This is a genomic window from Stutzerimonas stutzeri (genome assembly GCF_002890915.1).
In the GTDB taxonomy this organism is placed as follows: domain Bacteria; phylum Pseudomonadota; class Gammaproteobacteria; order Pseudomonadales; family Pseudomonadaceae; genus Stutzerimonas; species Stutzerimonas stutzeri_AF.
In genome coordinates, this window is record NZ_POUT01000008.1 from 186491 (window position 1) to 201274 (window position 14784).

Consider the following 14784-nt stretch of genomic DNA (forward strand, 5'->3'; position numbering starts at 1 on the left):
CATCGACCGTGGCACCGAGCCAGACATCCCGCGGTCTCCTGCGCTTCCGGGTTCCTTCATTCGAACGCATAAGGACTTTTTCATGCCTACCGTAAAACTCGCCGATGGCGAGCTGAACTACCGTCTCGATGGCCCGGCCGATGCGCCGCTGCTGGTGTTGTCCAACTCGCTGGGTACCTCGCTGGGCATGTGGGACACCCAGGTTCCCGCCTTCAGCGAGCATTTCCGTCTGTTGCGCTATGACAGCCGCGGCCATGGCGACTCCTTGGTCACGCCGGGGTCCTACACCATCGACCAGCTCGGCGGCGACGTGCTGGCGTTGGTCGATGCGCTGGGGATCGAGCGTTTCGCCTTCTGCGGCCTGTCCATGGGCGGCCTGACCGGCCAGTGGCTGGGGATCCACGCCGGCGAGCGGCTGACGCGGCTGGTGCTGTGCAACACCGGGGCGAAGATCGGCACCGACGCGATCTGGAACGAGCGCATCGCAAGCGTCGTACAGGGCGGCGAGCAGGCCATGCGCGACATGCGCGCAGCCTCTGCCGCACGCTGGTTCACCCCGGGCTTCGCCGCGCGGCAACCGGAGCAGGTGCAGCGCCTGACCCGGATGATCGCCACGACCTCGCCGCAAGGCTATGCCGCCAGCTGCGCCGCCGTGCGCGATGCCGACCACCGCGAGCGATTGGGCGTCATCGGGGTGCCGACGCTGATCGTCTGTGGTGTCCACGATCCGGTGACCACGCCGGAGCATGGCCGCTTCATGCAGCAGCGCATCGCCGGGGCACGACTGCTCGAGCTAGAGGCGGCGCACCTGTCGAACGTGGAGGCCGGCGATGCCTTCACCCGGCCGGTGCTCGACTTCCTGCTACACGCCGGCGTAGACGCATAGCCAGGCCAGGCCGCCGGCGGCCGGTAGCCAGAGCGCCAGGCGCGGCGCATAGGGCAGGAGCATGAGCAGCGCCAGCCCGCCGAGGGCGATCAGCCCGAACCAGGCGACCACGGCCATGCCGCCCGGCCAGACGCGGCTGGCCGCGTAGCCGGCGAGGATCAGCAGGCCGGCGCCGAGCGGGCGGCACAGGCGCCGGCCGGCCGCTGGCAGGCGTGGGTTGGCGAGCTGTTTCCAGTGGCGCTCCATGCCCAGGCAGAGGCCGAGCATGCCGGCATAGGCCAGCAGCGGGGCGGCGAGCAATGCAAGGTTCATCTCAATTGGCCTCCAGCAGGGGCTTGGCCGCGCGCCGTGGCGGGCGTTCCTGGGGCGGCTGGCCGACTTTCCAGCTGGCCCAGGCCAGCAGCGCGCCGAGTGCCACCGCACTGGCCTCCAGCCAGAAATGGCTGCCCTGGACCGTACTGCCCAGGTTCAGCAACGGCAGGCCGAGGCATAGCGCCGCCGCCAGGCCGAGCTGTTCGCGCCAGGCCCGCATCCGGGGGCGGACGATGGCATGGCCGAGGGTCGCCAGCCAGGCCAGGAAGAACACCCGCAGTTCCCAGCCACTGCGTTGCGCCAGCTCCACCGGCAACAGGTGGTTGGCCCAGAGCAGCGTCACGCAGGCTACCGCCAGGCCGGCCATCACGCAGACGTTGAGCGGCTCGGCGGTACGGTACAGCAGGGCACCGATGGCACCCTCGGCTGCGTGGCGGCGACGGCGCTTGACGGTGAACAGCACCAGCCCCGTGGCGATCATCGCGCAGCTCACCAGGCCACAGAGGAAATACAGCCAGCGCATCGGATAACCACCGAACTGGGCGAAGTGCAGGCCGGCCATGACGCCCTGGGTCAGCTGGCTGGGGCGGCTTTGCCTCGGCATGCGCAATACCGCGCCAGTCACGCCGTCGAACTGCATGCCCAGGCCCTTGCTCAGCTCGATGCGGTTGCCGAGCAGCGGGTGCAGCTCGATGCGCGCATCGCTGCGGCCGGGATTCTGGATCGACAGGCCGGCGACCGGCCCGATGATGCGCTCGGCCTCGGCCAGCAGCGGTCCCAGTGCCGTCAGCGCCGCCGGCTCGCTGGCCAGGCGCTCGCTGCGCGCTGCGGATGCCGCCTGCCGGTCCGGCCCGGCCTGCTGCTCGGCCGGTGTGCCGCGCAGTTCGCGCAAGAGGGCATCGCGATCGCCATCGAACAGTGCATCCATCGCCGCCGGCATATAGATGAGGTAGAAGATCACCAGGCCGGTATAGCTGATCATCAGGTGGAACGGCAGCAACAGCACGCCGCTGGCGTTGTGCGCGTCGAGCCAGGAACGCTGGCCCTTGGCCGGGCGGAAGGTGAAGAACTCCTTGAAGATCTTCTTGTGGATGACGATGCCGCCGATCAGCGTCACCAGCATCGCCATCGCCGCCAGGCCGACGATCCAGATGCCGATGTTGCGCGGCATCTCGAGGGTGAAGTGGAAGCGGAAGAAGAAACCACCTCCGGCCGTTTCGCGCACCTCGAGGGGCTTGCCGCTGTGCGGATCGAGATACTGGCCGCCGCCACGTCGCTGCTCGCCGGCGGATACGCTCAGGCCCGGCGAGCGCTCGGTGGGCAGGCCGATGTTCCAGCTGCTGGCGCCGGGGTGTTCGGCCGCCAGGTAGTCGAGTGCGCGCTGCGCGGCTTCGGCCTGGTCGATGGCCCGGGTCGGCAACTCCGGATGCATCCAGGCGTCGATCTCCTTGTCGAACACCGCCAGGGTGCCGGTGAGGAAGATGGCGAACAGCAGCCAGCCGAAGATCAGCCCGCTCCAGGTATGCAGCCAGGACAGCGATTGGGTGAGGGTTTTTGGCTTCATCCCAGCTTCTCCAGCAGCTGCGGCCAGAAGCCGATGGCCGCCAACGGCAGTGCGCTGAGGACGCCGATCAGCACCCGGCGCAGGGAGCGGGCCGAGAAGGCCCAGAGGATGAACAGCAGGTAGATGACGAACGAGAGCAGCGTGGCCACCACTGCCGCATCGACGCGCGCCATGGGCAACAGCCGCGCCAGGGCGGCGGTGAAACCGTAGCTGAAGGCGTACCCACCGAAAATGGCCAGCGCGGTCCGTGCCGCGATCTCCGGTGTCCGGCTTCGGTCAGGTGGGGCGAGTCGGGTCATGCCGCTTTCTCTGCAATGAATGTATGGCTCAGATAGCACGAAGCCCGATGCCGGCTGGCATCAGGCTCGTCGCGCGTCGTTCGGAAGTCCACCGCCAGGCCCGCGACCAGCGAGCTGCACGAATAGGCTCCAATTGCAAATGCGAATGATTGTACACGCGTTGCGCGTGCTTGACGCATTGCGCGGCGAATCTCTTCGCCGACAGCGCAGGCCGACCGCGCCTGGTGGCCGCAGTGCCGGTAGAATCCCAGGCTACGCCCAGACAGAGACTGCGATGTTGGACCTACCCCGGGGTTTCATTCTGACCCGGCATTGGCGCGATACCCCCGACGGCACGGAAGTGAGCTTCTGGCTGGCGACCGATGCGGGTGCCCGTTGCATTCGCCTGCCCCGGCAGCTCTCGGTCGCCTTCATCCCCGAGGAACAGCGCGCCATGGCCGAGGCCCTGTTGCGCCGCGAGCGCGACGCCGAGCTGCGCCCGCTGGCGCTGCGCGACTTCCGCCACCGCCCGGTGCTGGGCCTGTATTGCCGGCAACACCGTCGCTTGCTGGACTGCACCCGGTTGCTGCGTAGCGGCGGGGTGGATGTGTACGAGGCCGATATCCGTCCACCGGAGCGCTACCTGATGGAGCGCTTCATCACCGCCCCGGTGCGCTTCGATGGCATCCCGGGCGAAGGCGCCATGCTGGCCGACGTGCAATTGAAACCGGCGCCGGACTACCGACCCGTGCTCAGGCTGGTTTCGCTGGACATCGAGACCAATGCCTATGGCGATCTCTATTCCATCGCCCTGGAAGGCTGCGGCGAGCGGCAGGTGTACATGCTCGGGCCGGCGACCGGGGAAGGTGCCGCGCTCGATTTCCGCCTCGATTACTGCCAGACGCGCGCCGAGTTGCTCGAGCGGCTGAACGACTGGCTGGCCCGCCACGACCCGGATGCGATCATCGGCTGGAACCTGGTGCAGTTCGATCTGCGCGTGCTGCGCGAGCATGCCCTGCGCCTGCAGGTGCCGTTGCGCCTGGGACGCGACGGCGCGGAGATGGAATGGCGCGAGCATGGCAGCCGCCGCAACCATTTCTTCGCCGCGGCGGCGGGACGGCTGATCATCGACGGCATCGAGGCGCTGCGCTCGGCGACCTGGAGCTTCCCTTCGTTCAGCCTGGAGAACGTCGCGCAGACCCTGCTCGGCGAGGGCAAGGCGATCGACAACCCCTACCAGCGCATGGCGGAGATCGACCGCATGTTCGCCGAGGACAAGCCGGCCCTGGCCCGCTACAACCTCAAGGACTGCGAACTGGTGACGCGCATCTTCGCCAGCACCGAACTGCTCACCTTCCTGTTGGAGCGGGCGACCGTCACCGGCCTGCCGGCCGACCGCAGCGGCGGTTCGGTGGCCGCGTTCGAGCACCTGTACCTGCCGTTGATGCATCGCCAGGGTTTCGTCGCGCCGAACCTGGGCGAGCGCCAGCCGGAAGCCAGCCCCGGTGGCTTCGTGATGGATTCGCAGCCCGGCCTGTACGAATCGGTGCTGGTGCTCGACTACAAGAGCCTGTACCCCTCGATCATCCGTACCTTTCTCATCGACCCGGTGGGGCTGATCGAAGGGTTGCGCCAGCCGGTGGATGGCGACGCGGTGCCGGGTTTTCGCGGGGCGCGCTTCTCGCGCACCCGGCACTGCCTGCCAGCGATCGTCGAGCGCGTCTGGCAGGGGCGCGAGGCGGCCAAGCGCGAGCACGACAAGCCGCTCGCGCAGGCGCTGAAGATCATCATGAACGCCTTCTACGGCGTGCTCGGCTCCAGCGGCTGCCGTTTCTTCGACCCGCGCCTGGCCTCGTCCATCACCCTGCGCGGCCACGAGATCATGCGCCGTACCCGGGAACTGATCGAGGCGCAGGGGCACGTGGTCATCTACGGCGATACCGATTCCACCTTCGTCTGGTTGCGCCGCGCGCATGCCGACGAGGAGGCCGCGAGCATCGGCCGCGAGCTGGTGCGGCACATCAACGACTGGTGGCGTGAACATCTGCGGCGCGAGCTCGGCCTGGACAGTGCGCTGGAGCTGCAGTTCGAAACCCATTTCCGCCGCTTCCTGATGCCCACCATCCGTGGCGCCGAGGAAGGCAGCAAGAAGCGCTACGCCGGGCTGGTCACCCTGCCGGACGGCAGCGATGGCATGGTCTTCAAGGGCCTGGAAACGGTGCGTACCGACTGGTCGCCGCTGGCCCAGCGCTTCCAGCAGGAGCTGTACCAGCGCATCTTCCACCGACAGCCGTACCAGGATTACGTGCGCGACTACGTGCGCCGCACCCTGGCGGGCGAACTCGACGAGCTGCTGGTCTATCGCAAGCGCCTGCGTCGCCGGCTGGACGACTACCAGCGCAACGTCCCGCCGCACGTGCGCGCGGCGCGCCTGGCCGATGAGTACAACGACCGCCAGGGCCGGCCGCGGCAGTACCAGAACGGTGGCTGGATCAGCTACCTGATCACCGTCGCCGGGCCCGAGCCGCTGGAGAACCGGCGTGCCGCGATCGACTACGACCATTACGTGAGCCGGCAGCTGCAGCCGGTGGCGGATGCGATCCTGCCGTTCGTGGGCGACGATTTTTCATCGCTGGTCGACGGGCAGCTCGGGCTGTTCTGATTGGGCTCGGGTGGGGGCGATCGCCGGCAAGCCGGCTCCTACGGGGACGTGCCGGCGCGGGCGCTTGTGTAGGAGCGAGCTTGCTCGCGATCGGCTTGCGCCTGGCCCGGTGGAAAACGCTTCGCGGTTTTCCACCCTACGTGGGTGTTGCGCTGCGAATGTGATCGCCGGCAAGCCGGCTCCTACAGGGGTGTGTCGGCGCGTGTGCATGTGTAGGAGCGAGCTTGCTCGCGATCGGGCTTCATGCGGCGCACGCCTATAGCAGCCATTCGATCGGCAACCAGGAGAGCAGCGTCACGCTCGCGCGTTTCCAGAGGCTGACCTCGGGCTCGCTGTCGTGCCGGACGCTGGTGCCGTCGCGCCGTTCCAGCCAGTAGAGCCGGCCCTGTTCGGACAGGCGGACCTCGTAGGAGGCGGCGGGTATCTGCTCGTCGAACATCGACTCGATCCGGGCGGCGAGCTGCGGGCTGTCGATGATGAAGCCCAGTTCGGTGTTCAGGTTCGCCGAACGTGGGTCGAAGTTGAACGAGCCGACGAAGACCCGCTTGCGATCCACGGAGAAGGTCTTGGCGTGCAGGCTGGAGCCGGAGCTGCCGAACGGCCCGGCCTTGTCCTTCGGTGCGCCGTTCTCGGCCAGCCGGCGCAGCTCGTAGAGCACGATGCCCGCCCGCAACAGGTCCTTGCGCCGCTTGGCGTAGCCGGCGTGCACGGCGGCTACGTCGGTGGCATCCAGCGAGTTGGTCAGGATGCGGACCTTTACGCCGTTGCCCGCCAGCGCGGCGAATGCGGCGGTGCCGGTCGCGGTGGGCACGAAGTAGGGCGAGACCAGTTCGACGTCGGTGCTCGGCTCGCCGAGAATCTTGCCCAACTGATGGGTCAGCAGGCCGTCGCCGGAGGCGAGGCCGAGCCCCTTGGCCGGGTCGTCGCTGACCATGCGCGTGTTCGCCCACTCGAATCCCAGTTCCCCCGCGAGCAGGGCACGGATAAAGGCGGACTCGCGCAGCGCGGCGACGTAGCGGCCGGCGGCCGGGTTGCTTTCGATGATCGAGGCCTCGGCCGACAGCTCGTCCAGCGCCGCCGGGCTCGCGTCGGGCAGGATGCCGGCCAGCGGGTAGGCGGAGTCGCTGGCCCAGTAGCGATCGAAGTCGCGTGAGACGTCCTCGACCACCGGGCCCACGGCCAACACGTCGAGGTCGGCGAAGAGCACGCCCTCGCCGGCGGCGAAGTACTCGTCGCCGACGTTGCGCCCGCCGACGATGGTGGCCTGGCTGTCGGCGGTGAAGGACTTGTTGTGCATGCGCCGGTTGGCGCGGGAGAAGTCGCTGACGTAGCCGATGGCCTTCGGCCGGCGTACCACGAAGGGGTTGAACAGGCGCACCTCGATCAGCGGGTGCGCGTCGAGCGTCGCCAGCTTGCGGTCGAGGCCAGCGGTGCCGTTGTCGTCCAGCAGCAGGCGGACTCTGACGCCGCGATCGGCGGCATCGTGCAGCGCTTCGAGCAGCAGGGTGCCGGTGAGGTCGTTGCGCCAGATGTAGTACTGCACGTCCAGGGTACGTTCCGCGGCCTGGGCCAGCAGGACCCGGGCGGCGAAGGCGTCGTGTGGGTCGTCCAGCGGATGGATGCCGCTGCGGCCCGGATGGGCATCGACCTGCGGTACGATGGCCCGGCCCAGTGGCGTATCGGCCGTTTCCGCGGGGCTGGGTGCGCTGGAGAGCGTGCGGCCTTCCAGCGGGGGCAGGCTGCAGCCGGACAGCAACGCGGCGCAGAACGCGACGAGCCAGCGCGTGGCGAAGCGATCAGGATGCATCGGGGGCGATGTGCTTGATGCGGGAGCCTGCGGCCAGGAACCGCCTGGCCGTCGATCGTTCGCAGGACCGGCTCATTTCCTGACCCAGTTGCCGTTCAACTGGATGATCTGCCCGGCCGGTGTCTTCTCGATGGCCTTCTTGCCGGCGATGGCTTCGACGTCGCCGACGCTGATGCCGTTCTGCTTGGCCACGCGATGGTATTCGGCGCGGCGCGCCTGGTTGATCTGGCTGGCGATCTCCTCGGCGTCGCCGCTGGATTTGACCACGCCGAGATAACCGTCGGGTTTCTCGCCGAGCAGGCCGCTGGCCTTGGCGGCGCCCAGGGCGGACATGGCTTCGTTGAGCGTCATGGCGGCGGCGGGCAGGCTCAGGCAGAGCGCCAGCAGCAGGCTTCCCAGTTTCAGGTAGGTTCTCATGGCTTTCCTCAGAACAGTCCGCTGTCTTCGTTGATGATCGAGTCGAGCTGCTTGTCCACCCGGATGTAGATTTCGTGCTCGATCTTCACGTTCAGGTTGATGTTGATCGGCTCGTTCGGCACAGCCAGTTCCACCCGCGGCGTGCAGGCGCCGACGAGCAGGGCCGGCAGCAGGATGATCAGCGATTGGCGCAACCGCATGGCGGTCTCTCCTTTTGTCTTGAACGGTTCTTACCGGAGACGTTCCTGTACCCGACGTTGAATGGTTTCGCTCACCCGGTCGCTCAGTTGCAAGCTGGTCAGCAGCGCCGGGATGTCCTCTTCGAGGTTGATCGAGAAGTTGATCGGACGTCCGCCCTCCAGCGCCGGGTTACGGCCGTTCAGGCGCAGGCCGAGGTTCAGTTTGCCGTTCTCATCATAGCGGACGTCACTGCTCAGCAGGTCGTAGTGAAAGTCGTGCAGCGCTTCGGCGACGATCTTCATCGCCGGGTTGGCCTGGCCCAGCGCCTCGATCTTCGGCGAGCGAAAGCGCAGCACGCCGCCGGGCGCCCGGGCTGCGAGATTACCCCGGTCCACGCTGAGCCCCTGTGCGCTGCGGCGCAGTTCGAACTGGCCGTCGATGATGCCGCTGCCGCTCAGGCCTTCGGCCGGGTAGGCGGCCAGCAGCTGCGGCAATTGCACGCCTTGCAGGTGGACGTCGAGCCGCTGCTGCGTGGCGGCCAGGTCGAGGCTCGTCGCATCCAGCCAGAGCCTGCCGCCGAGGATGCCGGTCTCGGCGGTCTGCCAGCTCAGTCGGCCTTGCGCCGGCCGGTCGAGGCCGGCGTGGTACTGGCCGCGCAGCAGCAGCGGGCCGAAGGTGAAGCCGGGATTGAGCTGCGCCAGCCGCAGCTCGGTCATGTCGATTTGCAGGCGATTGCGTTGCAGGCTGGCGGCCAGGCGCGCATCGAGGCCGGCCAGTTCGCTGCGGTCGAAGATGCCGGCCAGGCCCCTGGCGTCCAGGGTGAGGCTCGCCGAGGGGGCGCCGTTGCCGCTTGGCAGGCTCAGTCGGCCGCTGCCTTGCAGGCGCCCACTGGTGAGTTCGAGCAGCGCCGGCCAGGCCGTGAGGCTGCGGGCGAGCGGGTTGCCGGCGCGCAGGAAGGTTTCCGGCAGCCTGCCGCTGACCTCGAGCGGGCCGGCCCATGGCTTGGCGAGGTTGATGGCCAGGGCCAGGCCGGCATCGTTGTTCAAGGGGCCGGCTGCGCTCAGCTGGCCGGGATCGGCCTGCAACTGGCCGCTCCAGTGCCAGCCCTGGGGGTGCAGCTGCGGATGCTGCAGGCGGCCGATGCGCAGTTCGGCCGGGCCCTGCACGGCCCAGACGGCCGGCCGCGTCTGGCCCAGTTCGGCCTGCAGGCGCAGTCGCGACGGCTCGGCGCGAAGCTGGCTGGCCGAGAGTTCTGCGCTCGCCAGGCTGGCGAGGCCGATGTGCGAGCCGGTTTGCAGCTGCAGCTGGACGCGCTCGGGAGCAACCTGGCCGGTGAAATTCAGGCGGGCATCCAGATCGCGCAGGGCCAGGGTGTCCAGTTGCAGGCGGGCACTGCGCAACTGCAGGCGCGCCTGTTCGATGTCCAGCGCATAGGGCGCCGCCGTGGCCAGCTGCAGGCGTGCCCGCAATTCGCTCGTGCTGGCGCCCTGGCTGCCCAGGTGTAGTTGCAAGGGGAGGCGGCCGTTGCCCGCGTCGCCGTCGGTGGGTTCGATCTTCAGATGCAGCTGCTCGGGCCGCAGCGCTGGCGGCAGGGCGGCGAGCAGCGTCGGCTCCGGCCGCAATTGCAGGTCGGCCTGCAGTTCGGTCGGCAGCCACAGGCTGTCCTGCCCGCGCGCGGCGAGGTCGAGCCGTCCCTGCAACTGGCCGATGCCGACGAGCGGCCAGAATGCCGGCAGCTGTGCCGACAGGCGCAGTTCGCCGGCGATGGCGCGCCAGTCGAGCGTGGCGTCGAGCTGCTGCGGCAGCTCCAGTGCCCAGCCGGCGCCCAGGCGCATCTCTTCCGGCAAGTCCGGCAGCGGGATCGGCGCGTAGCTCAGCCAGTCGCCGAGCCAGTCCAGCAGCCAGGGCGCTTCGGGCAGGCTACCCATGGCCAGGGTGCCGCTCCAGTGCCGTGCTTTGTCCGCGTGACTTAGCTGGCTGCGCGATTCCAGGCGGCGCTGGTCGTCGATCGACAGTTCCAGTTCGAGCTGGGTGGTCGGGCCGTCGCGTTCGGCGCTGGCGCGGAGGGAAAGCCGATGTTCGTTGCGCTGCAGATCCAGGCGCGCGCTCAGGGGGAGCAGCGGCTCGCCGGCATGCTGCAGCCGCAACGCACCCCGTTCGTCGCAGCGCCCCTTGGCGCAGGGCAGGTTGAGCTGCAGCGCCGCGATTTCCAACTGCTTCGGCAGCAGGGTTGCCCAGCGTGCATGGCGCTGCCAGTCCAGCGGGGCTTCGGGGGCGCGCTCGGGAGTCTTTGGCGGCGAATGCCAGTCGAGGGAAAGTTGGGTGATCTGTAGTGAGCGTGCAGGCAACGGTTGTAAAAGGCTGGCGATTTCAAGCTGCAGGTCGTGGGCTTCGAGCGCCAGCCGGGTTCCTTCGCGATCTTCCTGCGCATAGCGCAATCGTTGTAGCGATAGCCCGTGGCTGGACAGCTGCAGCCCCTGCCAATCGAGCTGCACGATGCCCTGTTCGCGCTTGAAGGATTCCCAGCGGGACCAGGCGTAGCCACCCGCCGCCATGGCCAGTACCAGCAATATCAGGAGCGCTCGCAGCAGCAGGCTCGGCCGTTTCGTCATAACCGCTACCAAGGGATGAAGGCCTACAGCATAGCCGCACATGAGCCTTGGGCGATTGCGCTCCAGGGTGGGGCGAGGGCCGACCGCGACGTGGGCCGGAAGTTCCGGTTTCGCGGCCCCGAGAATCGCTGCAGCCCTTGATCCAAGCCGCTTCGAGCGCTGTGCGCCGAACTTGTGCACATTTGCGCAACGGCTCTGTCAAGGGCTTATGACAAACAGCCGCAAATCACATTGCCGCATAGATCTTTATTAAGCGATTGAAAAATAAGAACTTTTTCCGTTGGTGAAAAAAGCGCCAGTTTAAGCGCAGCCCCCATGTCACGTGGGATAGGGGAATTTGTATGCTGATTGTCCACTGAGTTATCCACAGCTTCTGTGGATTAATTTTCGCTGTGATCCGGATCTAATTTTTTCGGCTTTGACAAGACTTTCACTCTCGAAAAAAAGGTGTAGAGTGCGCGGCCTTATTCATTCAGCCCCACTGATGTGTATGAGAATGCGCACCCCGACCTCCGCTTCCTTGGCCGCCTCCACTTCCGCCTCGCGTCTACCGCTGCGCATGGCCTTGTGGCTGCTCGACAGTCAGCACCTGGGACGCAATCAGGGCGTCAAGCGCATCGCCGGGCGGTTGCTCAAGCAACCGGCGCGTGAGGGTGTGGTCGAGGCGCAGAGCCGGCTGGGGCGCCTGCTCTGCTGCGAGTGCGCCAGCCAGCGGGACCGGCGCATCGGCCTCGAACTGCTGCGCCAGGCTGCCCGTGCCGGCGATTGCCAGGCGCAGCTGGAGCTTGGCCGCCTGTATTGCCAGCCGCAGCACCACGAGCCGGCCAAGGCGCGGCTCTGGCTCGAGCAGGCCGCCGCGCAGGGTTCCCAGGAGGCCGCCGGCTTCCTGCAACAGGTCAAGCGCTGAGCGCACCGTCTCCGTCGCCTGACCGTCTCCCCGCCGCTCGCTATACTGCCCGGCAATCTCGCCGGAGCCTTTCATGTCCCTCGATCCTCTTTATCTGCTGGCCGGCCTGGCGATCGCCTGTACCGTGCTGGCGGCGCTGAGTCTTTACCTGCAGCGCCGCCTTGCCCGCCGCGAGGCGGAACAGGTTCTGCTCGACGAGCGGCTCAGGCAGGCCGGGCTGGCCCAGGAAGGCCTGGACGCCCAGCTGGATGGCTGTCGTGTCGAGCTGGCGGAGCTGAATGGCATCAAGACCGCGCAGCAGGCCGAGCTTGCGGCATTGCGTCGCGAGGCCGAGCTGCTGCGCGCGCAGCGTATGGAAAGCCAGGAGAGCATCGCCGACCTGCAAGCCGAACGGGATGCCCAGCAGGCCGAGCTGCGCCGCCTGAGCGCCGCCCACGCGGCGGTCGATGCCGAGCTGCGCGAGCAGCAGCACACGCATCAGCAGCGTCTGGAGGACCTGCAGGCCGCGCGCGATGAGCTGCGTGCGCAGTTCGCCGAACTTGCCGGCAAGATATTCGACGAGCGCGAGCAGCGCTTCAGCGAATCCAGCCACGAGCGCCTGGGGCAGTTGCTCGAGCCGCTGAAGGAGCGCATCCAGGCGTTCGAGAAGCGCGTCGAGGAGAGCTATCAGAACGAAGCGCGCGAGCGCTTTTCCCTGGCGCGCGAACTGGAGCGGCTGCAGCAGTTGAACCAGCGTCTCGGCGACGAGGCCACCAACCTCACGCGGGCGCTGCAGGGACAGAAGACCCAGGGCAACTGGGGCGAGCTGGTGCTCGAGCGGGTGCTGGAGCATGCCGGGCTGGAGAAGGGCCGTGAGTACCATACCCAGGTCAGCCTGAAGAGTGCCGACGGCGAGCGTTTCCAGCCGGACGTGCTGATCCGCCTGCCCGGTGACAAGCAGGTGGTGGTGGATGCCAAGGTCAGCCTGACGGCCTACCAGGCGCTGACCTGCGCCGAGGACGAAGGCAGCCGCGCGCTGGCGCTCAAGCAGCACGTGCAGTCGCTGCGCAGCCATCTGAAGGGGCTGTCGCTCAAGGACTACCAGCGCCTGGAGGGGTTGCAGAGCCTGGACTTCGTGCTGCTGTTCGTGCCCATCGAGGCTGCCTTCGCGGCGGCGCTGCAGGCCGATCCCGACTTGTTCCAGGAGGCCTACGGCCGGCATATCGTGATCGTCAGTCCGACCACGCTGCTGGCGACGCTGCGCGTGATCGACAGCCTCTGGCGGCAGGAGCGGCAGAGCCAGAATGCCCGCGAGATCGCCGAGAAGGCCGGTGCGCTGTATGACAAGTTCGTGGCCTTCATCCAGGATCTCGACGAGATCGGCAACCGCCTGCAGCAGCTGGATCGCGCCTATCTATCGGCGCGCAACAAGCTCAGCGACGGCCGGGGCAACCTGGTCGGGCGTGCCGAGCAGCTCAAGTCGCTGGGCGCGCGGGCGAGCAAGCGCCTGCCCGGCGACTGGCTGGAGCGGGCAGGGGCGGACCTGATGGACGAACTGCCCCCTCGCGGCGATACGGGCCAAGGGCTGTCAAAGGCCTGAAGCTTGAAAAGCATCGCCCCGAGGGCGGGCCTCCCACAAAAGCAGGCTGAGCACACCGCCCCCCTGTGGGAGGCGCGACCTCGCGGCGATGCAGGCCGAAGGACTGCCCAAAACCTGGAGCCTGAAAAGCTCGCCCTGGATCAAGCCCGCTATAAAGCGGCAGGCAATCGGGTTCTTGCCCTTCAGCGCAGCAGCAGAACCGCGAGGCCGACGAGCAACCCGCTGGCCATGACCGGCAGCGTGCGCAGGGCCAGTTCGCGGCCGCCGATCATGGCGATCAGCATGCCCTTGACCAGGCTGTTGCTGAGTGCGGCGAGGAAAATACCGCGCACGGCCACCTCGTGGCTCAGTTCACCCTGGGCATTGTTGGCCAGCGACAGGGTGATCGCATCCACGTCGGTCAGCCCCGAGAGCAGCGAAACCAGATAGATGCCGACATCGCCGAGCCAGCGTCGCGCGCCTTCCACCAGCAGCAGGATGATCACCAGCAGCGCGGCGAAGCGCAGTGCCGGACCCAGCTCGAAGGGGTTCTTCAGTGGTGGCTCCGCCGGATCTTCGGGCTGGCGCGCGGCACGCAGGTAGTACAGGAGCGCGCCGGCGGCGTAGACGGCGCCCGCGCACGCGAGGGGGACGACGAGGCCGGGAAGCAGCGCCGGATTGACCAGCCCGACCTCCAGCAGTATCCGCGGGAACATCAACGCCGAAGTGGCCAGCAGGCCCGCCGCCAGCGCCGGGCGCAGCGCCGCCGACTTCAGGCGGGCGAGGGTCATGGTCATCGCGGTGGAGGAGACGATGCCGCCGAGCAGGGCGGTGGCCATCAGGCCATGGCGGGTGCCGAGGATGCGGATCGCCACATAGGCGGCGAAGCCGATGCCGGCGATCAGTACGACCATCATCCAGGTGGTATAGGGATTGAGCGCCTGCCAGGGGCCATAGCCCTGGTCCGGCAGCGCCGGCAGCAGGACCACCGAGATGAACAGCATCTTCAGCGCGCCGCCCAGTTCGACTTCGCTGAGCCGCTGCAGGGCCTGGTGCAGGCGCGCTTTCAGGCTCAGCAGCAACGCCACCACGATGGCGCAGGCCGCGGCCAGCTGCCGGCTCTCGGCGACGGCCAGGCTGCCGAGGAGGAAGGTCAGCAGCAATGCGACCTCGGTGGTCATGCCGTGGTCGCCGCTGCTGCGGGCATCGATCACATAGCCGGCGGTCACCAGCAAGGCCAGCATGGCGAACATCGTGGCCCAGGCGAGGGCGCCGAGATGGGCAACACTGAGGGTCGCGAGACCGCCGAACAGGCCGACCAGGCCAAAGGTGCGGATGCCGGCTACCAGTTCCTGGCCGACGCTGTCGCGACCGCTCCAGCTGCGCTCGGTGCCGATCAGCAGGCCGACGCCGAGTGCCGTGGCGAGGTTGAGGAGGAATTCCAGGGTCATTGGCCACCATGCTGGAGGGTGCAGTTGGCCATCAGTGTAACTGCCTCTCGGAGCGTGGGTTTGCTTGGGCGCAAGCTATTCGTGCCTGGATCTTCGTGGGGGGATACCGGACTGGCAAGTTTGAGTGTGTTGAATGAAAGTTTTGCTTTC

General features: G+C 67.7%; 12 protein-coding genes. 4 read left to right on the plus strand and 8 right to left on the minus strand.

Going from position 1 to position 14784, the window contains the following annotated elements:
* Positions 1–82 precede the first annotated feature (82 nt).
* Positions 83–886 (plus strand): 3-oxoadipate enol-lactonase, encoded by an 804-nt coding sequence (pcaD, locus tag CXK94_RS15260; protein ID WP_037040734.1) that lies wholly within the window; start codon positions 83–85, stop codon positions 884–886.
* On the opposite strand, the gene CXK94_RS15265 is transcribed toward pcaD, so the two are convergent.
* The 3 genes from CXK94_RS15265 to CXK94_RS15275 are packed head-to-tail and all read right to left on the minus strand — an operon-like array spanning position 863 to position 3061.
* Positions 863–1198, minus strand: a complete 336-nt coding sequence (locus CXK94_RS15265) for a DUF3325 domain-containing protein (RefSeq protein WP_102894988.1) — start codon at positions 1196–1198, stop codon at positions 863–865. The genes pcaD and CXK94_RS15265 overlap by 24 nt on opposite strands.
* 1 nt (position 1199) lies before the next feature.
* A complete protein-coding gene (locus tag CXK94_RS15270) occupies positions 1200–2762 on the minus strand; it encodes a PepSY-associated TM helix domain-containing protein (RefSeq protein ID WP_102894989.1) in 1563 nt (520 codons plus the stop codon).
* Entirely contained in the window at positions 2759–3061 is a 303-nt protein-coding gene (locus CXK94_RS15275; RefSeq protein ID WP_051497194.1) for a hypothetical protein, read from the minus strand. Before CXK94_RS15275 ends, CXK94_RS15270 begins: the two co-directional genes overlap by 4 nt.
* Positions 3062–3335: 274 nt before the next feature.
* Here CXK94_RS15275 and CXK94_RS15280 point away from each other — a divergent pair, with 274 nt between their 5' ends.
* Positions 3336–5702 (plus strand): DNA polymerase II, encoded by a 2367-nt coding sequence (locus CXK94_RS15280; RefSeq protein ID WP_102894990.1) that lies wholly within the window; start codon positions 3336–3338, stop codon positions 5700–5702.
* Between the two features lie 256 nt (positions 5703–5958).
* Here the strand turns inward: CXK94_RS15280 and CXK94_RS15285 are convergent, their stop codons facing one another.
* From CXK94_RS15285 to CXK94_RS15300, 4 genes are all read right to left on the minus strand, one after another.
* The gene (locus tag CXK94_RS15285; RefSeq protein ID WP_102894991.1) at positions 5959–7509 is read right to left on the minus strand and encodes a phospholipase D family protein; all 1551 of its coding nucleotides are present in this window, start codon (positions 7507–7509) and stop codon (positions 5959–5961) included.
* Between the two features lie 72 nt (positions 7510–7581).
* Positions 7582–7926: a YdbL family protein gene (locus CXK94_RS15290; RefSeq protein WP_037044464.1), complete on the minus strand. Its 345-nt coding sequence runs from the start codon at positions 7924–7926 to the stop codon at positions 7582–7584.
* An 8-nt stretch (positions 7927–7934) separates the two neighbouring features.
* The gene (locus CXK94_RS15295) at positions 7935–8126 is read right to left on the minus strand and encodes a YnbE family lipoprotein (protein ID WP_037044466.1); all 192 of its coding nucleotides are present in this window, start codon (positions 8124–8126) and stop codon (positions 7935–7937) included.
* 30 nt (positions 8127–8156) lie between these two features.
* A complete protein-coding gene (locus CXK94_RS15300) occupies positions 8157–10718 on the minus strand; it encodes a YdbH domain-containing protein (protein WP_102894992.1) in 2562 nt (853 codons plus the stop codon).
* Between the two features lie 559 nt (positions 10719–11277).
* Here CXK94_RS15300 and CXK94_RS15305 point away from each other — a divergent pair.
* On the plus strand, positions 11278–11625 hold the full coding sequence (locus CXK94_RS15305) for a sel1 repeat family protein (protein ID WP_102895038.1): 348 nt from the start codon (positions 11278–11280) through the stop codon (positions 11623–11625).
* A 73-nt stretch (positions 11626–11698) separates the two neighbouring features.
* The gene (gene rmuC / locus CXK94_RS15310; RefSeq protein ID WP_102894993.1) at positions 11699–13204 is read left to right on the plus strand and encodes a DNA recombination protein RmuC; all 1506 of its coding nucleotides are present in this window, start codon (positions 11699–11701) and stop codon (positions 13202–13204) included.
* Positions 13205–13386: 182 nt separating this feature from the next.
* On the opposite strand, the gene CXK94_RS15315 is transcribed toward rmuC, so the two are convergent.
* Complete coding sequence (locus CXK94_RS15315) at positions 13387–14634, minus strand: MgtC/SapB family protein (RefSeq protein WP_102894994.1); 1248 nt, start codon at positions 14632–14634, stop codon at positions 13387–13389.
* Positions 14635–14784 lie beyond the last annotated feature (150 nt).